Consider the following 20,660-nt stretch of genomic DNA (forward strand, 5'->3'; position numbering starts at 1 on the left):
AACGGATCGGTTTTCCTTATAGGTACGTGTTCGAAGCGAATCGACACTCCCTACCGGTCGACCTCGCCCTAAGCGGTCCCTACTAGAGAGAGTCGAGGACGGCACTTCCCACCAGATAGACGAAGCCGCGCTCGTCGGCGTAGGCGCGGGCGTCCCCGGGGTCGAGCGCTTCGCGGTCCCGTCGTCGAGCATCTCGCAGACGACGACCGCCGGCGGGAGGCCTGCCGCCTCGGCGAGGGCGACGCCGAGTTCGGCGTGACCCTCTCGGCGGGAGAGCAGACCGGGAGCGGCCTTCAGGAGGTGGACGTGACCGGGAACGCGAAACCGCGCCGTGAAGTCGGTCTCGTCGGGCTCCGCGGCCGCCTCGCCCAGCGAGCGAATCGTCAGCGAGCGGTCGTTGTCCGTGATTCCCGTATACGTCTCTCGGTGATTCACCGTGAGCGAAAACGACGAACGCTCGTCGTAGCCGAGATTGTGATCGCCCGTCGCGGGGTGGTCGACCGCGTCCGCGTAGAACGGCAGGTCGAACGCCTCGGCGACCTCGTGGCCGAGCGCGACGCAGATTAGGCCGCAGGCGTCGTTTCGGAGCCGGGCGACGGCGTCGGGCGTGACGGCTCAAGCGGGGTAGACGAGGTCACCCTCGCCCTCCCGATCGGCCGCGTCGCGGATCAACACGGGTTCGCCGCGGCGGAAGGAATCGAGCGCGAGATCGACCGTCCCGCTGGCCACCGATCGGCCGGGAAGGTTAGTTCTCTTCGACATGGATCGTGACGTGGTCGCCGTCGGTCAGGTCGAGTTCGTCCCGCAGTTTCACCGGCGCGATGATCTCCAGCTGATCGACGGTGTGATGCGTTCGTTCCGGAACGGTCGCGTGCACGGGCTCATACGTCTCGCCGTCGACGGTTTCGCAGTTTCACCGGCGCGATAATCTCCAGCCGATCATCGCGGGGTGACATTCAGTGGGTCCGTACGTCCGGTCGTCGTCCTCCCAGCCGTCGATCGACACCGATTCGAGCACGGACAGCGCGCTCCGACGACGGATGCTGTTGTCGTCGAGTTCGACGTTCAGGGTACCGGGAAACGGCGCGTACTCGAGCCGGTCCCGAAACTGGCGCTTGTAGTCGGGCAACGAAATGTAGTGTTGGCCCTCGCTCATTCCGCTCGTCAACACGCCTCGCAGTTCGACGTCAGTATAGCCGTCGAAGATTCGTCGGTAGTCCTCGAACTCGGATCGAAGCAGTCGCTCGCCGTTCTCGGTGATCGCGACCCACTTCCCGTCGTTGACCTCCTCGCGCTCGAGGAGACCCGCGCTCTCGAGCCGTTGTAATCGCCGCGAAACGGTCTGGTTCGAGACGTCTAGGTCGTCAGACAGCATGGAACACGAGGCAGTGTCTAGTTAGGCCAGTTTGAGAAACGAGCAGGTCGTAGAGTTACTTTGGCATGCAGCTCGCAGACCTGCTCAGCGAGTGCTACGCGACGGAATTTGATGAATCTTGGGAGCGTGAGCGGACGGCGACGCCCGTCAGGGTGTTCGCCGTCCGCCTCCACACAACCGGTTGTTCGCTCCGGGAGACACAAGCAATTCTTCGCTTGGTCGGCGTAGAACGCTCTCATCAGGCAATCTGGCACTGGGTACATCGACTGGCTGACAGCGTACCAGACCCGCCGACGGCTTCGCCGTCGCGGGTCGCAGTTGATGAGACCGCTGTCAGGATTAACGGAGACTGGTCTTGGGTATACGCTGCAATTGACCTAGACTCACGCCTCATCCTTGATGCCGCTGTCTTCGGACGGCGAGGCACCGATCCAGCTGCTGCGTTCCTGCATCGATTGACCGAAAAACACGATCTCGACGACACGGTGTTTCTTGTTGATGGCTACGGATATCTGACTGCCCTCTCCCGGTTAGGATTGAGCGGTCAGCTTGACTACGTCGAGAGAAACCTGATTGAAAAGTGGTTTCATACCCTCAAAATGCGGGTTGACCGCTTCCATAACTCGTGGGTGGGCAGTCGGGCGAGCGTCAGAGAGTGGCTTGAACAGTTCATACATTATTATAACACACAACGACCACATCAATCACTTAACGGACAGACACCAGCGGAGGTGCTAAACTAGACAGTGCCGAACACGAGATTTTGACGTCGCCGTCGTTTGCGCCCTCGAGGGCGAGCAGTCTGAGAACGGTGAGCTCGCTGTGCTGGGCGATCCCCATGCTTACCATTATCACAATCACCGTTACACGCGACCCTACGAAAGCGTACCGAACGTGAGATGAACAACAGATTCCACACGCGGTCGGCCCGGTTCGATCGGGCCGATGCTCGGTAGTCGAGACGTTCGACATCCGATCTCTCGGCGGGCGCGTCGAAATCGGGTCGACCGGACCGTCCCGTTTTATGCGATTTCGGACCGCCTACTCCGCGGCGAGATCCGCGGCGACGTCCTCGATCATCTCCTCCGCCCTTGTCAACTTCAGAGGTTCGACGAGCATCTGGATGGCGCCGTGGATGCAGTCGTCGTACTTGATGTGATTGACGTCGACGCCGGCCTCTTCGAGTTTTTCAGCGTACGCCGCACCCTCGTCTCGCAGCGGGTCGAATCCGCAGGTCACAACGGTCGCCGGCGGCAAGTCGCTGAGGTCGTTCGCCTGGAGCGGGGCGGCGTAGGGGTTTCGCCCGTCGATCTCGTCGCGCAGGTACTGCTCCCAGAACCACTGCATATCCGCCTTCGACAGGAGGTATCCCTCGGCGTTTTCCTCGTAAGAGGGAGTGTCGAACGCGTAGTCCGTGACGGGATAGATGAGCACCTGCCGTTCGAACGACGGCCCGTCCCGATCGCGAGCCAGCTGAGCGACCGACGCCGCGAGCTGTCCGCCCGCGCTATCGCCGCCGATCGCGACCCTGTCGGCGTCGATCTGCATCGCCTCGGCGTTCTCCATCACCCACTCGGCGGCCGCGTAGGAGTCTTTGACCGGGGCGGGGAACGGATGTTCCGGCGCGAGTCGGTAATCGACCGAGACGACTATGCGTTCAGCCGCGTTCGTGAGCGCGCGACACGTCGGATCGAACATGTCGGTGTCACCGACCACCCACCCCCCGCCGTGGAGGTAGATCAGCGCCGGATGCGGACCCTCAACCTCGGGAACGTACACACGGATGGGAAGGTCGCCGCTGGGACCCGGAATGAGCAGGTCCATCACGTCGCCGACCGGTTCGGGGTCGTCCGGTAGCGGGAACATCTCGCCGGCGATCGTCCGCGCACCCTCCGCCGAGAGTGCCCTGAACGGCGGCGACGGCATGGTGCTCATCATCTCGAGCATCCCTTCGATCTCTGGGTGCGGTGCATCCCCGGACGAAGCGTCGGATTCTTCTGTCGCCATCACTCGTCGTTTGACTCTCACTTCTCTTAAGCTTATGGGACTAATTGTCATGACAAAAAGTAGCAAGAGATCGGAGCACGATACTCGGTTTGCAGACCACCCGGCCTCGAGTCCCCAGTCGAGCGGTACCCACGACCGTGCTCGGCGAAGAATCGGTAATCAGACCGGGGTGAGTTCCTCTTGATACTGTCCGTACTGTTCTTCGAAGACCCGCATGATCTCGCCCATCGTCGCGTAGGCCTTTACCGCGTCGACGATGTACGGCATGACGTTCTCGTCGTTCTCGATCGCCTTCGACAGCGACTCGAGAGTCACGTCGACGGCCTCATCGTCGCGCTCGGCCTTGACGCGCTCGAGTCGCTCGAGTTGTCGATCGCGCGTCGTCTCGTCGATCGTCAGGATCTCCGGCGACGTATCCTCGGTAATCGTGTACTCGTTGACGCCGACGACGACTTCCTCGCCGCGCTCGACGCGCTGTTGGTACTCGTAGCTCGCCTCGCCGATCTCCCGGTGGAAGTAGCCCTGGTCGATCCCCTCGAGGACGCCGTCGCGCACGGAGCTGTTGCCGAGCTCCCGGATCTCCTCGATGTACTCCATGATCTCGGCTTCCATCTCGTTCGTGAGCTTCTCGATCGTGAAACTCCCACCCATCGGATCGACGATGTCGGCGACGCCCGACTCCTCGGCGATGATCTGCTGGGTGCGGAGGGCGACGCGAACCGCTTTCTCGCTCGGGAGGGCGAGGGCTTCGTCGAAGCTGTTGGTGTGTAGCGATTGGGTGCCGCCGAGGACTCCCGCCAGCGCCTGGAGCGTGACGCGAACGATGTTGTTCAGCGGCTGCTGGGCGGTCAGCGATTGGCCCGCCGTCTGCGTGTGGAACTTCAGGCGCTTGGATTCGGGTTTTTCCGCGCCGTACCACTCTTCCATCACCTTCGCGTATAGGCGGCGGGAGGCCCGGAACTTCGCGATCTCCTCGAACACCGAATTGTGCGAGTTGAAAAAGAACGACAGCAGCGGTGCGAATTCGTCGACGTCGAGCCCGCGATCGAGGCAGTCCTCGACGTAGGCGAAGCCGTCGGCGAGCGTGAACGCCGCCTCCTGCGCCGCCGTCGAGCCGGCCTCCCGGATGTGGTAGCCCGAGATCGAGACCGGGTGGAACTTCGGCGTCTCCTTGACGGCGAACTCAATCGTGTCGGTGACGACGTCGAGCGCGGGTTCCGGCGGGATCACCCACTCCTTCTGGGCGATGAACTCCTTGAACATGTCGTTTTGCAGCGTCCCGCGGATCTCCTCGCGGGGGACACCCTGCTGGTCGGCTAACGCGATGTACATTGCGTAGATGACAGCCGCGGAGGGATTGATCGTAAAGGACGTCGACACGGTTCCGATGTCGATGCCGTCGAAGAGGATCTCCATGTCGCGAAGGGTGTCGACCGCGACGCCCTCCTTGCCGACTTCGCCCTCGCTCATCGGGTGATCGGAGTCCAGTCCCATCAACGAGGGCATGTCGAACGCCGTCGAGAGCCCGGTTTGGCCCTGCTCAATGAGGTAGTGGAACCGCTCGTTGGTCTCCTCGGCGGTGCCGAAGCCGGCGAACTGGCGCATCGTCCACGTCCGGCCGCGATACATCGTCGGGTACGGCCCACGGGTGTACGGCGGCTCGCCCGGGAAGCCCAGATCCTCCTCGAAATCGAGATCGGCGACATCCTCGGGGGTGTAGAGCCGATCGACCTCGTGGTTCGAGACCGTCGCGAACCGATCCTTCCGCTCGCCGCGTTCCAGGAACGGTTCCAGCGTGTTCGCCTCCCAGCTCTCCCGTCGCTCGCGGAGCCGATCTAGCTCGTCTTGGTCGAACATAGATAGGTGATCTGCTCCGAGACTCTAAAGTCTTGTCATGGGGAATCGAGCGTTCGGTCCACCTTCGATTATCCCGTATTCCACCGTCGTCGATGGGCTTCGACTTTGAGGAGGGTCGTGGGCCGGATAGAGAAGCGTTTTCTCCGATATTACCGAACTGCTTTACGCGATCTAATTCCTTAAATCATCATTATTTATGGCAACGATCACGGCTGACGGCCGTGCACTCTATCCGGCATAGCGAACAAACTGTCATTCGTAGGTAGAGCTCGCCCAGCCACATACATCACTATTTAACCGTTAGAATCGACATTATTGGGTCCGAGATAAGCGAACTGATGATCCGTCGCTACCGAGAAAAATTAGCGGTATGATAGCAGACTATTATTGTGTAGCAGTCACAAATGGCAGGAGATTCCGAGATCGAGCGCTGAATACCTAATGGTAGTACCAGCGTCGATAATCCGATAACGTTAGTACCACTGTTATTGGTGAGTTAAGATATACCGTGGTAAACAGTGCTCAATTCTCCGTAACAATTGTACTAATGTTACTGGTTGGGATCCGGCAGTGTGCTCGTTCTCATCCGAATTTACCGGACAAATGAGAGAAAGATAATCAGAAGATCTCCCGTCTTCAGCCGTTGTATCGGAGAGTATTGGCTAATAAATGCCTGTCAGAGATAGCGAACCACATGTCAATCGATTAAATGATAAATGTTACCATTGTTTGTGGCGACGTACCGCTCAACGCGTCAGAGGTCGGCCCGATTGTCGGCCGTTTCCGGTTACTCAAGGAAACCCCAACCGGCTTCGCGACCACCGCCTTCGAACCAGTACGGCATTACCGGCGGTCGAGTAGGTATTCAGGAGCGAATACCTGGATTCCCGCCGTTATCGCGGTCGTAACGCATTTTCGGCGCGTTCGACTCCGATTGTCCGCTCCGTTACCGGAACTCACCGTCGCGCAGTTCGATTCGGTCTCTCCGTGATTTTTTATTCTTCGCCAAATCCAAAAATAATGTGGGGAGGGAGTCAGACGTATCCGACACATTTATTCCATCGCCTAGAGACCATCATGTATGCTCCACGCAGCAGGCCCATTGCTATCAATTGACGTTAGAGAACGGGAGTATCGGACTGAACCGATCAACGACGTCCTCGAGACCTTTGTCGGCGGTCGCGGCGTCGCCGTGAAGCTCGCCCACAAACGAACGCCGTTCGACGTCGACCCGCTCGGTCCCGAAAACCGCCTCTTCCTCACCTCGGGTCCGATGCAGTACTCGCAGATGAGTTTCACCGGTCGGATGAACATCACGAGCGTCTCACCGTTGACGGATGGACTCGTCTCGACCAACGCGGGTGGCTTCCTCTCACGTAATTTCGTGGGTGCCGGCTACAGCGCCGTCGAGATCACCGGCCAGAGCGACGAACTCGTCGCCGTCCACGTCACCGACGACGGGGTCAAGTTCGAGGAAGTTCCGGAGCTGGAGAGGGCTCGAGTGTCGGAGGTCACCGAGGAGATGAACGACCGTCACGGCCTCGAGAGCGAACACCTCGCGACGATCGGTCCGGCCGGAGAACACCGCGTTCGGTTCGCCGCCGTGATGACTAGCGATTCGCGCGCGTTCGGTCGCGGCGGAATGGGCGCCGTCCTCGGCGCGAAGAACGTCAAGTGCGTTTCGATCCGCGGGGAGTCGACGCCCAGCGTCGACATTCCGGAGGACGTCCAGTCCGAGATCCACCGGGCCGCCGCGACGTCCGACAGCATGATGAAACGGCAGGGAACGGCGTTTGCGACCGGCATGATCAACGACAACTTCTCGCTCCCGACGCGCTACTTCTCGGAGCAGTCGTTCGAGGAGGCGGATCGAATCAGCGGCAGCGCCGTCGAGGAGAAGAAGTACAAGAAGGGGACCTGCTCGGCCTGCGCGTTCGCGTGTAAGCTGCCCACGCACGACGAGGAGACCGGGTTCGAGACGGAGGGTCCCGAGTTCGAGACGGTGTACGCGCTGGGGTCGAACGCGGGCGTCGGCGACCTCCTCAACGTGATGAAATCGAACGACCTCTGTGACGACCTCGGCATGGACACGATCTCCTGTGGCGTCGCGATTTCGGCGTACCTCGAGGCGGAAGACGAGTTCGGCAACGCCGAGCTCGTTCACGACCTCATCGAGAAGATCGCCCACCGCGAGGGAATCGGCGATACGCTCGCCGACGGCGTCGATCGGTTCCACGACGACCTCGGTGTGGAGAACTGGACGGTCAAGGGTCTCGAGTTCCCCGGTCACGACGGTCGAGTCGTTCACGGACAAGGGCTCTCCTACGCCGTCGCAAACCGGGGTGCAGACCACATGTACTCGACGATCCTCGAACAGGAATACGCCGGCGAGATCGACCAGCACGGGCTCGACGGCAAACCGTCGATACTCGTGCGGCGGGAAAACTGGCGGGCGTTCCAGGACAGCGGGATCATCTGTTCGCACTCGGCTTCGTCGGGCGAGATGATGCAATCCCACACCGAACAGCTGTTCGACGCCGACATCGACGACCTGCTTGCGGTGGGTGAACGGGTCGTCGAACACGAGCGGCACTTCAACAATCAGCGGGGCATGGATCGCGACGACGACACGCTTCCGTACGAGATCCCGGACTTCGAAGACGGGCTCGAGGAGTACTACTCGCTGCGAGGATGGACCCGAGACGGGACCGTCCCGGACGAGCGGATCAGCGGTTGATCACCCCCCGTGAACCGGCGGAGTGATCAGCAGTTCGTCCCCGTCGTCGACCGGCGTGGAGAGGCCTTCTCGTCGGGTGATGTTCGTTCTGTTCGCGAGGACGCCGATGGAGTCCCGAAGCGACCCGTCGGCGTCGTACAGCGACTCCTCGAGGTCCGGGTGCTCGTCGATCAACGCATCCAGTACGTCCTCGACGGTCGCACCGTCGTCGACCGCACAGCGCACCCGTTTTCTGCCGACGATTTCTTGCGGTGGGCCGTACAGCTTGCAGACGATTTCCATACCGGGGTATCGTTACGGAGACGAATTAAATTCGAGGGTCGGCTCACGGGACGTTCCCGAAGGGAGAACCAGCCACCGTCGGACGGGCGGCGTCGCTTCGGGGGGATTTCCCGTCGACTCGCAGCCTGTTTTCGTAGCCACGGCAGTCACTTATCTCACATGTGTAAAAACGCTTTTATTCTGATTGATCATACGAATTAACGCCATGTTCGTCGTACACGGAACGGTTCCGATCGACCCGGACAGCCGCGAGGAAGCGCGCAAGTTCTTCGCCGAACTCGCCGAGAAATCGAGAGCGGAAGACGGAATCGTCGATTATCGAGTCGCGATGGACGTCGACGATCCCAGCGTGTTCCGGTTCACCGAGCAGTACGAGGACGAGGACGCGTTCGAGACCCACATGCAGACCGAACACGTCCAAGCGTTCGAGGAGCGACTGGCGGACTGGGTCGCCGGCGAGATCGACGCGACCCAGTTCGACGTCGAGAGTTCGTCCGAACTCGAGTTCTGAGTCTCGAAGCCGAAGCGTCCCCTTTTCCGTTCATCTCCCGACGGGTGAGCGTCTGCGACCGCCACGCCGCACGGTCGTCGACCGACTCGGTCGCTTCGAAGGGGCTCGAATCTCACACCGTATCCCGCGATTGAGGCGCCACATTTTTGTCGCGCTGTGTCGAGTGGTAGCCTGGACCCGAGACGAAGAACATCAAGGTAGCTCAGCTGGGCTGTGTGCTCCCGCTTCGGGACCCCATCCGGTTCGCCGAGCAGACGGCCGCGCTCGACGTCTTCAGCGACGGTCGCGCCGAGATCGGGATCTCCCTGGGGTACCAGCCCCGGGAGATCAAAATCCTCGGTCCCAACTACTCGACCGTGATGGACAACGAGAAAAACCGGATGATGCACGAGGAGAACCTCGAGATCCTCCTGAAAGCCTGGACTGAGGACGTGATGTCCTACGACGGGAAGTGGAGCACGCTGCCGCCGTCCTACACGAAGTGGCACCACCGGATGACGAAGGACTACTTCGACGACGAGGTCTCCGAGTACGACTCCGAGGAGATCCTCCACTGGCAGGAAGGCGATATGTACGACGGGAGTCCGCACCCCGCCGTCGCCGGCGGGACGAAGCTGAAGAAGTTCTCCGTGTTCCCCCAGCCGCTGCAGGATCCGTACCCCCAGATTTGGCAGCCGATCTTCTCCCCGCAGTCGGCCTCGTGGGTCACACAGCAGGGGTTCAACACGGCGGCGATCGGCGTTCCGCCGGACATGGCCCCCGAATTCATGGACGTCTACTACGACGCGGCCGAGGAGGCCGGCTGGCCCCACCGCCTGGATGAGCACGACGGCGAACCGCTCAAGTACGGCTGGGACGAGGAGAAGGATCGCGGCTTCGCGTACATCTCGTACTTCTTCAACACGGATGTCCACGACGACGAGACGTTCGAGCGGTGGAAACGCGGGATGGAGCACACCAACTCCCACTACTCCAACTTCGCGCTGGCGGGGATGCTCGCCGACCTGCTCGGCGGCGAGCCCGGAGATTACATCAACAACGTGGTGACGATCGACGAGATCCACGAAGCCGAGATGGCCTTCGCCGGCGATACGGAGGAGCTCACCGATCAAATCCTGAGCATCGGCGAACAGTGCGGGTACGAGGACTTCCACCTCGGCCTCGCGTTCGAGGCGGGCGGACTCACCGCTGAAGAGGAGAACGAACAGCTGGAACACTTCATGGAGCACATCGCGCCGACGCTCGAAGAAAAGTACCCGGGTGCGTAACCGTCCACCAACGGCGAAAGCGCCGGTCGGAATCGCCACACATCGGTCGTGACTCGGCCTCAGCCTCGTCCGGACCGGTGGTGTGGCGGACTCGGTTCGTTTTCGTCCGCCGCCTTCACGTCGTCGCGCAGTACACGCCTCGGATCGGACCGTCGACTCATCCTCGCCTCGAGGGCGCCCGGTCCCGACGAGCGCGAGCGGAAGCGATACGCAGTCGAGACGTCCCGTCGATAGAATCATACCGCTTCCGCGAAAACGTCGTAGCATGAGCATCGAAGAGGATCAGCAGACGATCCGGTGTATGGTCGCGAAAGTAGGGCTCGACGGGCACGACCGCGGGGCCCACGTCATCGCTCGAGCGTTCCGGGACGTGGGCTTCGAGGTCATCTACTCCGGGTTACACAGGGCGCCCGAGGAGATCGTTCAAGCAGCGGTCCAGGAGGACGTCGACGTCCTCGGCATCTCCATCCTCTCGGGAGCGCACGACGCCCTCGTCCCCAAGATCATGGACGGCCTCGAAGAGTACGACGCGAAAGCCGACACGCTCGTGTTAGTCGGGGGCGTGATCCCCGAGGAGGACCGCGAGGGGCTGAAAGAGGAGGGCGTCGCGGCCATCTTCGGCCCCGGGACGTCGATCGAGGAGACGATCGAGTTCGTCCGCGAGAACGCGTCCAACCGGTGAGCGACGGTCGCGTTCGACCTGGGTCGCCGGCGTCTCGACTCGAGGGTATTGCTCCGGGCGTTTCAGTTCAGAGTCGACCAGAACGGGAACCGGCGGTCGTCTGGGAGCCGACGGAGTCAGCGTAGCAGTTCTCTGGCGATCGTGTTACGAAGGACCTCGCTCGTACCCTCGTAGATTTCGTTGAGTTTGGCGTCCCGGTAGAACCGCTCGGCAGGGAAGTCCTTGGTGTAGCCGTAGCCGCCGTGGATCTGGATTCCCTCGTTGGCGACCTCGCGGGAGACCTCGCTGGCGTAGAGTTTCGCCTGGGCGGCCTCCTTGATGAAAGTCTCCCCGCGCATCTTCTTGTCGGCGGCGTCGTGCATGAGCAACCGCGCCGCCCTGATTTTGGTGTCCATGTCGGCCAGTTTATGCTGGATTGCCTGGAACTCCGAGATAGATCGGCCGAACTGTTCCCGTTCGTCCACGTACGCGAGGGCCTCGTCGAGGGCGGCCTGGGCGATGCCGATCGAGCGGGCGGCGATGGTGATCCGGCCGCCGTTTAAGGTTTTCAGCGCCTGGACGAAGCCGTCGCCCTCCTCGCCGAGCAAGCGGTCGGCGGGAATCCGGAGGTCGTCGAAGCGCAGTTCGGCGGTCGGACACCCCTTGTCGCCGAGTTTCTCCTCGGTTCCTTCGACGACGAAGCCGTCGTCCTCCTCCGGACGGACGACGAACGACGAGATACCCGTATTCCCGGCGTCGGGGTCGGTCTTTGCAAAGAGGGTGACGGTGTCGGCGACCGAGCCGTTGGAGATCCACAGCTTCCCACCGTTGATCACGTACTCGTCGCCGTCCTTCTCGGCGACGGTCTCCATCGACGGCACGTCGCTGCCCGCGCCCGCCTCCGAGAGCGCGAACGCTCCGATATCGGTGCCCTCCGCCAGCGGCGTCAGGTACGTCTCCTTCTGCGATTCGTCGCCGAACTCGTAGAGCATGTTCCCCGCCAGCGAGATGTGGGCGGCCACGATCGTTCCCAAACCCCCGGACCCCCGTGAAATCTCCTCAAGGGCCGCGGGGTACGAGTGGTAATCGAGGCCGGCGCCGCCGTACTCCTCGGGGAAGGGAATCCCCATCAACCCGAGGTCGGCGAGCTCGGCGACGAGGTCGCGGGGGAACTCGTCGTCGTGGTCGATCTCATCGGCGACCGGAGCGATCTCCTCGTCGACGAACTCGGCGACCATCTCGACGATCTGGCGCTGCTCGTCGGTAAGCCGAAAGTCCATGACGCGCCATTTGTTCGTCTCCGTTATAGCTGTTCCTCTCGTATCGTCCGACAGCACTCCGGAACCCACGGAACACTAACCCGGCGAGTGAGCGTCTCGACGTTCGAATCAGGCGTCTGAGATTCGGACGGCGAGGAGAATCATCACGCCCGCGGCGACCGCCAGCGAGAGGAACACCTCGTCGAAAAAGCCGCGATCTGCGGCCGCGCCGAACACGACCGGACTTGCCGCACCGAGCCCGAAGCTGACCGTCCGGAGCACTCCGAACCCCGTTCCTTCCATGTCTTCGGGGAGCGCGTCGACGAGGTACGACTCCGTGGCCGTTCCGAACGCGAGAAGCGAACTCAGCGGAACGGTGATCGCGGCGAGCGACCACGTCCCCTCGACAAAGGGGAGGGCCGCGAGCGCGACGACGGAGACGGCCACGAGGAGGAATGTGTGTCGAAGCCCCCGCCGATCGTAGATCGTCCCCGAGATGGGGTGGACGAGCGCCGAGAGCGCGAAGTAGAGGCCGAAGATGGTGCCTGCGACGGTCGTCGATAGTCCCTTCACCTCGACCAGGTACGTCGGATAGAAGCCGGTGAACGCCTGCCAGACCGAGATTCCGAGGACGAAGATCGTCGTCGCAAGGACGATCGACGGTTGAGAGAGTTGAGAGATGACGTACCGTCCGGTCTCGAGCGAAAGCGTCTCGACGGCGCTGGCGTCCGTCTCGGGGCGCTCCGGAACGGTGATCCAGAGCGCACCCGCGACGAGCACGAACAGCGGGATCGTGAAGCCGAATCCGAACTGCCAGCCGATCGCGACTGCGACGAACCCGGCCGCCGGCGGGAGCAACGCCTGCCCGATCTCCGAGGCGGAGTTAGTCACGCCGATCGCCGTCCCGAAGTGCTCCGAATACAGGTTGTTGAGCGCGGTGAACCGAGCGATGGCGTAGAGGCCGACGCCGAACCCGAATACGGCCGTGGCGAAAAACAGGAACGGGGTCGAGGTGGCGGTCACGATCAGCAGGATCGCACCTGCGGAGATCCCCATACTCAGCACCAGCGTCTTGGCTTCGCCGATTCGGTCGGCGAGGATCCCGCTCGGTAACTGACCGACTGCGTATGCGAAAAACAACACGGTCAGGAGGACGCCGGCCGTGGAGAGGCCGAAGTCGTAGGCGTTTCGCAGGTGCGGAAGCAACACCGGATAGATCATTCGCCCGCCGATCGTGAGTCCCCATCCCGCCGCGACGACTACGAGCGTCTTTCCTCGGCCGTCACCCCAGAGGGTTCGTGTGCCGTCTTTTAGTGCTGGAAGCGGGTACACGTCGCGAACTAGTCACCGGTTTCTGGAACTATCGCCGGCCTCTTCAATATCCTCAAACGGAACGATTTTGCCGAGATCCGCGCGTCCGTCCCTGCGGAATGCGGTTCGCGTCGGTCACAGTCGCGGAAGCGCTGGTGCGGGTCGTGATAACGGAAGAAACGCATTTACCGCCGGTCGATGATGGGACGGTATGGCACAACAAGACCTGGCTCGAGAAGTCAGAGACTACCAGCAGATCTGCGGGCTACGGTCGGCGTACAGCCACGCGATCGATCGAGCGATCGACACCGGGGACTGGGACGAGTTCGTTTCGTTATACGCGAACGATGCCGTCGTCGACTACCCGCAGGAGACGCTTCGAGGACGCGACGAGATCGAAGCGTTCGGACGCGGATTGGAGGAGATGTACGAGTTCAGCGTCCACACCGCACAGATGCCGCGGATCGATATCGACCGCGACGAGGCGGCGGGGCGGTGGTACATGCTCGTCTTCTACATCGCGACCGACGGAAGCGAGGGGTACGTGCTCGGGTGGTACGACGACGAGTACCGCCGGATCGACGGCGAGTGGAAGTTCGACCGGATCGCGGCGAACGTCACCAGGGATACGGACGGGTTTCACGTCTGAGTCGTCCGACCGGCCGACCACGGGTCGACGACCGGGGCGACGCGTTCGATTCGCGGCGGTGCCGGCCACCGAACTCCCGCTCGCTCTCGAGCGGATCGACCGCTCGTCGTCTCAGTCGTTGATTCTCGATCCCTAGATTTATAGCCTGAAGGATCCCTGATAACAGTGACCACAGCAGAGGGTCGCACACGTGGTCTTACAACCGACGTAGTGGAGTGAGTATCCAAAATGAAAACCGAAGTGGCGTACGTCGAGGACAGTGGAATCGATGATCGGTACGAAGCACACGACAGCATCAAAGTCGGCGAGGTCGACCTCGCAGAGCCGGGCGTGAACGAGGTTCACGTTGACGTCAAAGCGTGTGGGATCTGCCACAGTGACTGGCACGTCGTGTCGGGTGATAACGAAGTCGAACACTACCCCTGCGCCCTGGGTCACGAGGGTGCGGGCGTCGTCAAGGCGACGGGAGAGGCCGTCGAACACGTCGAACCCGGCGATCACGTGGCCCTCACGTGGATGCCGGCGTGCGGAAAGTGTGAGTTCTGTGCGAACGGTCGCCAGGAGCTGTGCGTCCGGGGTGCGGGGATGCTCCAGGGACCCCAGATGCACGGCGACTACAACATGCACTTGGAGGACGGAACCGAAGTGAGTCAGTACGCGTACCTCGGCTGTTACGCCGATGAGGTCGTGGTGCACAAAGACTCGGTGGTTTCGGTTCGGGAGGACGTCGACCTCTCGATCGTGGCCCTCACCGGTTGCGGCGCGGCGACCGGGTTCGGATCGGCGACGAACAGGGCGAACATTGAGCCGGGAGATACAGTCGTGCAGTTCGGGCTCGGCGGACTCGGTGCCAGTGCGGTGATGGCGGCGGACTATCAGGGCGCCGATCGAATTGTCGTCGTCGACCCGCTCGAGAGCAAACGAAAAATGGCTCACGAGTTCGGCGCGACCCACACGGTCGATCCCGAAGAGGAGACGCCGGAGGAGTTCGTCGCATCGCTCACGGACGGCCGAATGGCCGACTGTGCGATCTTCACCGGCAGTATCGCTCTTCCCGAGGAAGTTGGCGAAGCGTACGCGACGATCAGAAACGGCGGAGAACTCGTCACCGTCTCGTCCAGTCCGCTCGACGCCGACCGGATCGACCTCCCGGTTCGCACCGGCGGCCTCTTCAACTTCACGATGGGAGAGCGAACGGTGAAAGGCTCGCTGTACGGCGGCTGGGCGCCGAACTACGCCATTCCCAGGATGCTCGAGATGTACAAGGAGGGCGACCTCGCGCTCGATAAGCTCGTGAGCCAGACGTACAGCCTGGACGAGATCAACCAGGGGTACAGCGACATGCTCGAGGGGAAGAACATCAGGGGTGTCGTCGAATTCTCGTAAGCGGATCCGCCGAGGAAACCGTTCGTCTCCATCTTTCGGTACGACGAGAGAGGGGGCGTCCACCCTGAAGGGGTCGAATGCGAAGCGTTCGTCCCGGTTTCTCCGCGGGATTATCCGTCCCGCGTCTCGAAGACTGGTTGCGTAGTTCACCCTGGTCTGGAGTCGTTCGAGGGGCGAGACGAGTCGATACGATCCGGTCCGATCTTCCGACGCACTCCACCACGCTTCGTAGTGAGCGTCCGATGCGTTCAGAGAGCGACCCGTTTGGCCGATCGTAACTGGACTCGATGCGGTCGAACGTCGCTCCGAAGGGGCGAACGTCGTCCCGGAGCGGTCATCGACGGTAGCATTCAGCCCCTACGGAGCACATCCCTGTCGGCCGTCTCGTGTGAGAACTTACCGACCACCGTCGCGCTCGGCGTCGAGTGCGTCGAATTCGGCGTCGATGTGAGCGGAGTACACGTCGACGAGGTGGGCGAGAATCGTGGCGCCGGCGTCGGCAGTCGCCGGTCGAGCATCCCCCAAAACGCCGGTTTCCGAGTACGCATCGATCCCGTCACGATAGAGTTCCGACGCCGAAACCGGACCGTCGTAGCCGGCACACGTCCGATCCGTTCGGACGCTCTCCGGAGCGACCGCGAGCATGAGTGCGGTCTCGATCGCTCCCGCGTGGACGACGGGCTCCCGGTGGTCGACGTCGGCGCGTTCGAGTCCCTCGTTGAGGAACTCCAGGTACCGACCGAGGTCGGCGATCGCGACCACGTCGACGACGCTCGAGCGAGCGAGTTCCCGGTGAACCGTCTCGACGACCGAAAAATTGCCGCCGTGGCTCGGAACGAGAACGACCCGTTCGAAGCCGCTTCGCTCGAGCGACGCGACGTACTCCTCGAGGAGTCTCGCGAGCGTACTCGACGAGATCGAAATCGTACCGGGGAACTGATCGTGTTCGTGAGAGGGTCCGAACCGGATCGTCGGGCCCACGAGCGCGTCCGTCCGTCGACCGGCGAGACGTCTCGCGATCGCCTCGCCGATGGTGGAGTCCGTCTCGAGCGGGAGGTGCGGTCCGTGCTGTTCGGTCGCTCCGATCGGAACGATGACGGTCGTTCGCCCGGCGTCGACGGCGGCTTCGACCTCTCGCCACGTGAGATCCGTCAGCGTGATCCGCTCGTCGGATTCCATATCCCGTCTGGGACGGCCAGCGATAAGTACGTTTTCGAACACTCCCTCGGACGTCGACGAAAGGACGACCGTTCGCCGAACGACTGGAAGGGGGTGATCGGTACCGGTCGCCTGTCGATTCTCGCTCCGGTTCGTCGGGCCGATGAAGTCGCCGAGAACGGCTACGCTGGGGGCACCCTCGAGTCGGTGACGGCGGACTGAATCCGCATCGCCGGCGCTCGGAGTGCGTATCCGACGCGACCGCCCGTCTTTTCGTAGCTCATGTCTGTTTCGAATCAGGCGAGTGACGCTCTCAAAACGGCAGGTCTTTGAAGCGACCGCTCGTCGCAGCGCGGTGACGACGGCCACTCGCGTCACGCTCGAAGTAGCTACGGCGGGCCCCGTCTCGAGCGAAGTTCGTAACGACGTTCCGTTACCGCCGCTCCAAATCCACCCCCCAAATCTATATACGACTCTGCTGTCTATGGAAACATATGTCACAGACAGCATCGGAGGACGGAACGGTCGACGGAGACGGAGACGAGGAACCCGATATCGAGGAGGACCTGATCTCGGAAGAGCTCCGGATCGACGGGATCTGCGGCGTCTACTGACCATGACCGCACTCGTCCGAAAACCGGCTCACGTGAAATACCGCAGGGAAGCGGACTACGGGTTCGTCTACGAACACGAAAACTACGGCTACGAGGACGCCTCGCTGTACGAGGTGAACGAGGTGGTCGTCGACGCGCTCGAGTTCGTCGGGGACGGGCGGTCGCGCGCCGAAGTCGAACGGGAGTACGACGCCGAACTTGTCGACACGCTCGTCGAACGGGAGCTGTTGATCCATGAGGAGTGAACCGCTTTCGGCACCCGTAACGATCACGTGGGAGGTGACCCTCGGCTGCAACCTCCACTGCGACCACTGCCTGTCGGGGAGCGGCCCCGGCCACCAGCGGCCGAACGAGCTCACCACTGACGAGGCGATGGCGTTCATCGCGGAACTCGACGAGATGGACGTCTTCCAGGTCAACATCGGCGGCGGAGAACCGTTCGTCCGTCCCGACATGCTCAAGTTGATCGAGGTACTCACCGACCACGGCATCTCAACGTGCGTGAGCACCAACGGGACACAGCTCGACGAGGAGACGCTCGATCGGATCGAAGCGATGGACCCGCTGTTCCTGCAGGTGAGCATGGACGGCCTGCATCAGGAAAACGACGCGATCCGCGGCGAGGGCGTCTTCGAGACGGTCGTCGAGACGCTCTCGCGGCTTGAGTCCCGCGATATCGGGACAACCGTGAACACGGTGGTGACCCGGCAGAACGTGTACGACCTCCCGGAGATCTACGACCTCGCGGCGGAACACGGTGCGGGCCTTCGGCTCAACCGGTTCCGCCCGAGCGGGCGAGGCGAGGACACCTGGGACCGCTTCCGGCTCGAACGGGACCAGATCGAGTTCCTCCACGGCTGGCTCGAGGAGCGTCCGGACGTCCGGACGGGCGATTCCTTCTTCTACCTCAACGCCCTCGGTGAGGTTCGGAACAACACGCTGAAGCGGTGCGGCGCCGGGTCGATGACCTGTCTCGTCGACCCCGTCGGCGACGTTTACCCGTGTGCATTCACCCAGTGGCCCGACCTTGCATCCGGGAACGTCACCGAAGACGGGTTCCGGCGGGCGTGGGACGAGATTGCATCCCTTCGAAACCGGGTCGAAGACAACGAGGGGTGTCCCGCGGTGGCAATGGGAAGTGGAGATCCGAACGGCGAAGACCCGCAGCTGCGAGCCATCCTCTCGGGTGACTGATCGTCACGAGGAATGGTCAGGAACCACAGGCGGTCGTCCGGGAGGTACCGCCGCAGGGAGGACGTTTCCACGCGGGGGACCGCACTAATTTCGACGCTGCCGCTGGCGGTCACGCGACTCAACGCGGCCGCGGCCGACGTCATCGCCACACTGGAGACGGAGACGTTCGAAAGGCCGGCCGACGTCGCGGCCCGAGCCGGCGTCGATCCGGAGGCGGCGGCCCGACTGCTCGACCAGTTACACCGGCGCGGCTTCCTCGAGTGGGCTCCGGGCCGGGACGAGTCGTTCGCGCCGCCGGTTTCGGTCGTCGTCACCGTCAGGAACGACCGCGACCACCTGCTCGACTGTCTAGACGCCCTCGAGGCGCTCGAGTACCCCGAGTATGAGGTCGTAGTCGTCGACGACGGATCGACGGACGGCACGCTCGAGGCCGCGCGCGCCCACCGGCTCGCGGAGGGGTGGCTCCGCATCGTTTCGGTCGGCTCGCCCGCCGAACCCCTCGGGATCGGAGCGTCGCGGAATCGAGGTGTCGACGCCGCGCGACACGACATCGTCGCGTTCACCGACGCCGACTGTCGTCCCCGGCCGAACTGGCTCTCAGCGCTCGTTCCGTGCCTCGCCGAACACGACGTCGTCGGCGGGCGAGTTCGCCCCCACGGAACCGATACCGTCGACGCATACGAGGGGATCAACTCCTCGCTGGACATGGGCGAGTCGGCGTCCAGGGTCGACCCCGACGGCGCGACGCCATACCTGCCGACGGCGAATCTCCTCGCCCGCCGGTCGGTCCTCGAGCGAGTTCCGTTCCCCGAGCGAAACGTCGCCGAGGACGTCGACGTCTGCTGGCGCGCCATCGAACAGGGGTACGACGTCGTCTACGCCGCGGACGGTATCGTGGAACACGACTACCGCGACGAAGTGCGGGCGTTCGCCCGTCGCCGAGGCGACTACGGTGGATCCGAGGCGCTGTTGGCTCGCACTTACCAGTACGGGGAACGGGTCTCACTGCCGTGCGAGCCGATCCTCGCCGTGATCACCATTCTCACAATGCTTGTCGGAAGTTGGAAACGACCGTCACCATTAGTCACGGCTACCTTCGGCGCTCTCGCGGTTATCGGTTCGTCGGTTCCGATAGTACGCGGGTATCAACGTCTCCGAACCATGATTACGCTCGAGACGGTTCTCCGGAGCCGCGGCCGCGAAGCGATATCACGACTCTATGCGGTTTCGAAGGAGGTGACGCGATATTATAGCGGGCCGCTCGCGCTCATAGCTTTTGTTTTCCTTGTTGCGGAGCAACCGACAATGGCGGTCGCGAGCTTCGCGGCGGTGGTCGGAGTGGTCGTTTTCCCCGCCTTGGTGGAATACACCGTCAAACGGCCGTCGATTTCACCGATGATGTACGCTAAGCTCTACCTCGCGGATCACCTCGGGTACCAGTGCGGAGTCTATCGAGGCGCCATCGTTCACCGGACGCTCGCCCACCTCTCACCGCTGAACCGATTTCGAGTTACGGGACCGCTCGCCGCCGCTACGACAACTCTCGCAGCCCCCATCGTAGCGGCGCTCAGCTCCGAAACAGATGTCCGAACGATTTCCGTCGGCGGGGTTCGAGTTCGCTTCCGAGTGCACTCCACGACCGAATCGTGGTGGTTCAACGATGAGACACTTCGAGGGGAACGGTCAATGCTTGCCGACCTTATCAGTCGACTCGAGTCCGACGATGTAGTTCTCGACGTCGGTGCCAACGTCGGCCTCTACTCGTGTATTGCCGGTTCCACGTTAGAGGACGGTCACGTCATTGCGGTAGAGCCCCACCCGACGAACGCGAGCACTCTCGCAGCGAACCTCGAGCGTAACGGAATTGACGCCCACGTGGTGCGGCAAGCACTCAGTTCAACCAACGGAATTGAGTTATTCGAGGTACTGGAAGATCGAGCCGGAGTGGGGACGAGTGCGCTCGTCTCGGGAAGTGCGAACGCGGAAGCGGAGGCGAATTGTGACCGAATCGACGTCGAGGTGACGGCGGGTGACACCCTCGTCGAACGTGCCGATCTGCCGACGCCGACGGTCGTGAAGATCGACGTCGAGGGCGCCGAACTCGATGTCCTTCACGGACTGGACGGGACCCTCTCCAAGCCCGAATGTCGACTCGTCTACTGCGAGATCCACTCGACGGCGCTCGAGACCTTTGGCGGGTCGCCGACCGACGTCGAAGGATTCCTCCGCGAGCGGGGCTTCGTTCTCGAGCACATTCGGGAGTGGGGAGATCGATGTCACCTTCGAGCGATTCGTCCGGTTGAACGCTACGACGGTTCGACCGATGACGGCGTCGCGAGTTACCGACGGGGTATCGAGGAGGTGACGGAGAAGTAGCCGGTCGAGTTCGAT

Annotated in this window: 17 protein-coding genes and 2 pseudogenes; 11 read left to right on the forward strand and 8 right to left on the reverse strand. The window is 62.4% G+C overall.

All coding sequences use genetic code 11. The features are described from left to right. Nucleotides 1-82: 82 nt before the first annotated feature. Nucleotides 83-762, reverse strand: a pseudogene (ribB, locus tag RJT68_RS20005) (3,4-dihydroxy-2-butanone-4-phosphate synthase). After that, nucleotides 746-1,384 (reverse strand): annotated as a pseudogene (locus RJT68_RS20010) (DUF120 domain-containing protein); the annotation flags it as partial. The pseudogenes RJT68_RS20010 and ribB, both read right to left, overlap by 17 nt. Nucleotides 1,385-1,440: 56 nt before the next feature. On the opposite strand from RJT68_RS20010, the gene RJT68_RS20015 reads away from it, so the two are divergent. Then, complete coding sequence (locus RJT68_RS20015; protein ID WP_407038272.1) at nt 1,441-2,118, forward strand: IS6 family transposase; 678 nt, start codon at nt 1,441-1,443, stop codon at nt 2,116-2,118. A 298-nt stretch (nt 2,119-2,416) separates the two neighbouring features. Here RJT68_RS20015 and RJT68_RS20020 read toward each other — a convergent pair whose 3' ends face one another. Together RJT68_RS20020 and RJT68_RS20025 are read right to left on the reverse strand one after the other, a co-directional pair. Beyond that, nucleotides 2,417-3,382 (reverse strand): alpha/beta hydrolase, encoded by a 966-nt coding sequence (locus RJT68_RS20020; RefSeq protein ID WP_407038273.1) that lies wholly within the window; start codon nt 3,380-3,382, stop codon nt 2,417-2,419. A 159-nt stretch (nt 3,383-3,541) separates the two neighbouring features. After that, nucleotides 3,542-5,239: an acyl-CoA mutase large subunit family protein gene (locus RJT68_RS20025; RefSeq protein WP_407038274.1), complete on the reverse strand. Its 1,698-nt coding sequence runs from the start codon at nt 5,237-5,239 to the stop codon at nt 3,542-3,544. Nucleotides 5,240-6,320: 1,081 nt separating this feature from the next. On the opposite strand from RJT68_RS20025, the gene RJT68_RS20030 reads away from it, so the two are divergent. Next, nucleotides 6,321-7,976: an aldehyde ferredoxin oxidoreductase family protein gene (locus RJT68_RS20030; RefSeq protein ID WP_407038275.1), complete on the forward strand. Its 1,656-nt coding sequence runs from the start codon at nt 6,321-6,323 to the stop codon at nt 7,974-7,976. On the opposite strand, the gene RJT68_RS20035 is transcribed toward RJT68_RS20030, so the two are convergent. Beyond that, nucleotides 7,977-8,258, reverse strand: coding sequence for a ubiquitin-like small modifier protein 1 (locus RJT68_RS20035; protein WP_407038276.1), 282 nt, complete (start codon nt 8,256-8,258; stop codon nt 7,977-7,979). Nucleotides 8,259-8,463: 205 nt separating this feature from the next. On the opposite strand from RJT68_RS20035, the gene RJT68_RS20040 reads away from it, so the two are divergent. The 3 genes from RJT68_RS20040 (at nt 8,464) to RJT68_RS20050 (ending at nt 10,719) form a co-directional block, all read left to right on the forward strand. Further along, nucleotides 8,464-8,769: a putative quinol monooxygenase gene (locus tag RJT68_RS20040; RefSeq protein ID WP_407038277.1), complete on the forward strand. Its 306-nt coding sequence runs from the start codon at nt 8,464-8,466 to the stop codon at nt 8,767-8,769. Nucleotides 8,770-8,960: 191 nt separating this feature from the next. Further along, the gene (locus RJT68_RS20045; RefSeq protein ID WP_407040420.1) at nt 8,961-10,037 is read left to right on the forward strand and encodes an LLM class flavin-dependent oxidoreductase; all 1,077 of its coding nucleotides are present in this window, start codon (nt 8,961-8,963) and stop codon (nt 10,035-10,037) included. Between the two features lie 265 nt (nt 10,038-10,302). Continuing rightward, on the forward strand, nt 10,303-10,719 hold the full coding sequence (locus RJT68_RS20050; RefSeq protein WP_407038278.1) for a cobalamin B12-binding domain-containing protein: 417 nt from the start codon (nt 10,303-10,305) through the stop codon (nt 10,717-10,719). 116 nt (nt 10,720-10,835) lie between these two features. Here RJT68_RS20050 and RJT68_RS20055 read toward each other — a convergent pair whose 3' ends face one another. Together RJT68_RS20055 and RJT68_RS20060 are read right to left on the reverse strand one after the other, a co-directional pair. Continuing rightward, nucleotides 10,836-11,978 (reverse strand): acyl-CoA dehydrogenase, encoded by a 1,143-nt coding sequence (locus RJT68_RS20055; RefSeq protein WP_407038279.1) that lies wholly within the window; start codon nt 11,976-11,978, stop codon nt 10,836-10,838. Between the two features lie 108 nt (nt 11,979-12,086). Then, on the reverse strand, nt 12,087-13,289 hold the full coding sequence (locus RJT68_RS20060; RefSeq protein WP_407038280.1) for an MFS transporter: 1,203 nt from the start codon (nt 13,287-13,289) through the stop codon (nt 12,087-12,089). Between the two features lie 190 nt (nt 13,290-13,479). On the opposite strand from RJT68_RS20060, the gene RJT68_RS20065 reads away from it, so the two are divergent. Together RJT68_RS20065 and RJT68_RS20070 are read left to right on the forward strand one after the other, a co-directional pair. Beyond that, the gene (locus RJT68_RS20065; RefSeq protein WP_407038281.1) at nt 13,480-13,917 is read left to right on the forward strand and encodes a nuclear transport factor 2 family protein; all 438 of its coding nucleotides are present in this window, start codon (nt 13,480-13,482) and stop codon (nt 13,915-13,917) included. Between the two features lie 228 nt (nt 13,918-14,145). After that, nucleotides 14,146-15,303 (forward strand): alcohol dehydrogenase catalytic domain-containing protein, encoded by a 1,158-nt coding sequence (locus RJT68_RS20070; protein ID WP_407038282.1) that lies wholly within the window; start codon nt 14,146-14,148, stop codon nt 15,301-15,303. Nucleotides 15,304-15,699: 396 nt separating this feature from the next. Here RJT68_RS20070 and mftE read toward each other — a convergent pair whose 3' ends face one another. Next, nucleotides 15,700-16,830 carry a mycofactocin biosynthesis peptidyl-dipeptidase MftE gene (mftE, locus tag RJT68_RS20075; RefSeq protein ID WP_407038283.1) on the reverse strand — a complete coding sequence of 377 codons (1,131 nt, stop codon included), beginning with the start codon at nt 16,828-16,830 and terminating at the stop codon, nt 15,700-15,702. Between the two features lie 125 nt (nt 16,831-16,955). On the opposite strand from mftE, the gene mftA reads away from it, so the two are divergent. The 4 genes from mftA to mftF are packed head-to-tail and all read left to right on the forward strand — an operon-like array spanning nt 16,956 to nt 20,645. Next, a complete protein-coding gene (mftA, locus tag RJT68_RS20080; RefSeq protein ID WP_407038284.1) occupies nt 16,956-17,075 on the forward strand; it encodes a mycofactocin precursor MftA in 120 nt (39 codons plus the stop codon). Between the two features lie 2 nt (nt 17,076-17,077). Further along, nucleotides 17,078-17,320 (forward strand): mycofactocin biosynthesis chaperone MftB2, encoded by a 243-nt coding sequence (mftB2, locus tag RJT68_RS20085; RefSeq protein WP_407038285.1) that lies wholly within the window; start codon nt 17,078-17,080, stop codon nt 17,318-17,320. Further along, nucleotides 17,310-18,269 (forward strand): mycofactocin radical SAM maturase, encoded by a 960-nt coding sequence (mftC, locus tag RJT68_RS20090; RefSeq protein WP_407038286.1) that lies wholly within the window; start codon nt 17,310-17,312, stop codon nt 18,267-18,269. Before mftB2 ends, mftC begins: the two co-directional genes overlap by 11 nt. A 12-nt stretch (nt 18,270-18,281) precedes the next feature. Beyond that, entirely contained in the window at nt 18,282-20,645 is a 2,364-nt protein-coding gene (gene mftF, locus RJT68_RS20095) for a mycofactocin biosynthesis glycosyltransferase MftF (RefSeq protein ID WP_407038287.1), read from the forward strand. Nucleotides 20,646-20,660 lie beyond the last annotated feature (15 nt).

Source organism: Halovalidus salilacus (assembly GCF_031852275.1).
Lineage (GTDB): Archaea > Halobacteriota > Halobacteria > Halobacteriales > Natrialbaceae > Halovalidus > Halovalidus salilacus.

Excerpts from the sequence above, each read along its gene's own strand:
- mftA (WP_407038284.1), top strand. The coding sequence starts at position 16,956 with ATGTCACAGACAGCATCGGAGGACGGAACGGTCGACGGAGACGGAGAC.
- RJT68_RS20040 (WP_407038277.1), top strand. The coding sequence starts at position 8,464 with ATGTTCGTCGTACACGGAACGGTTCCGATCGACCCGGACAGCCGCGAG.
- RJT68_RS20035 (WP_407038276.1), bottom strand. The coding sequence starts at position 8,258 with ATGGAAATCGTCTGCAAGCTGTACGGCCCACCGCAAGAAATCGTCGGC.
- mftC (WP_407038286.1), top strand. The coding sequence starts at position 17,310 with ATGAGGAGTGAACCGCTTTCGGCACCCGTAACGATCACGTGGGAGGTG.
- RJT68_RS20030 (WP_407038275.1), top strand. The coding sequence starts at position 6,321 with ATGCTCCACGCAGCAGGCCCATTGCTATCAATTGACGTTAGAGAACGG.
- RJT68_RS20020 (WP_407038273.1), bottom strand. The coding sequence starts at position 3,382 with ATGGCGACAGAAGAATCCGACGCTTCGTCCGGGGATGCACCGCACCCA.
- RJT68_RS20070 (WP_407038282.1), top strand. The coding sequence starts at position 14,146 with ATGAAAACCGAAGTGGCGTACGTCGAGGACAGTGGAATCGATGATCGG.
- RJT68_RS20065 (WP_407038281.1), top strand. The coding sequence starts at position 13,480 with ATGGCACAACAAGACCTGGCTCGAGAAGTCAGAGACTACCAGCAGATC.
- RJT68_RS20025 (WP_407038274.1), bottom strand. The coding sequence starts at position 5,239 with ATGTTCGACCAAGACGAGCTAGATCGGCTCCGCGAGCGACGGGAGAGC.
- RJT68_RS20050 (WP_407038278.1), top strand. The coding sequence starts at position 10,303 with ATGAGCATCGAAGAGGATCAGCAGACGATCCGGTGTATGGTCGCGAAA.
- mftF (WP_407038287.1), top strand. The coding sequence starts at position 18,282 with ATGGTCAGGAACCACAGGCGGTCGTCCGGGAGGTACCGCCGCAGGGAG.
- RJT68_RS20055 (WP_407038279.1), bottom strand. The coding sequence starts at position 11,978 with ATGGACTTTCGGCTTACCGACGAGCAGCGCCAGATCGTCGAGATGGTC.
- mftB2 (WP_407038285.1), top strand. The coding sequence starts at position 17,078 with ATGACCGCACTCGTCCGAAAACCGGCTCACGTGAAATACCGCAGGGAA.
- RJT68_RS20015 (WP_407038272.1), top strand. The coding sequence starts at position 1,441 with ATGCAGCTCGCAGACCTGCTCAGCGAGTGCTACGCGACGGAATTTGAT.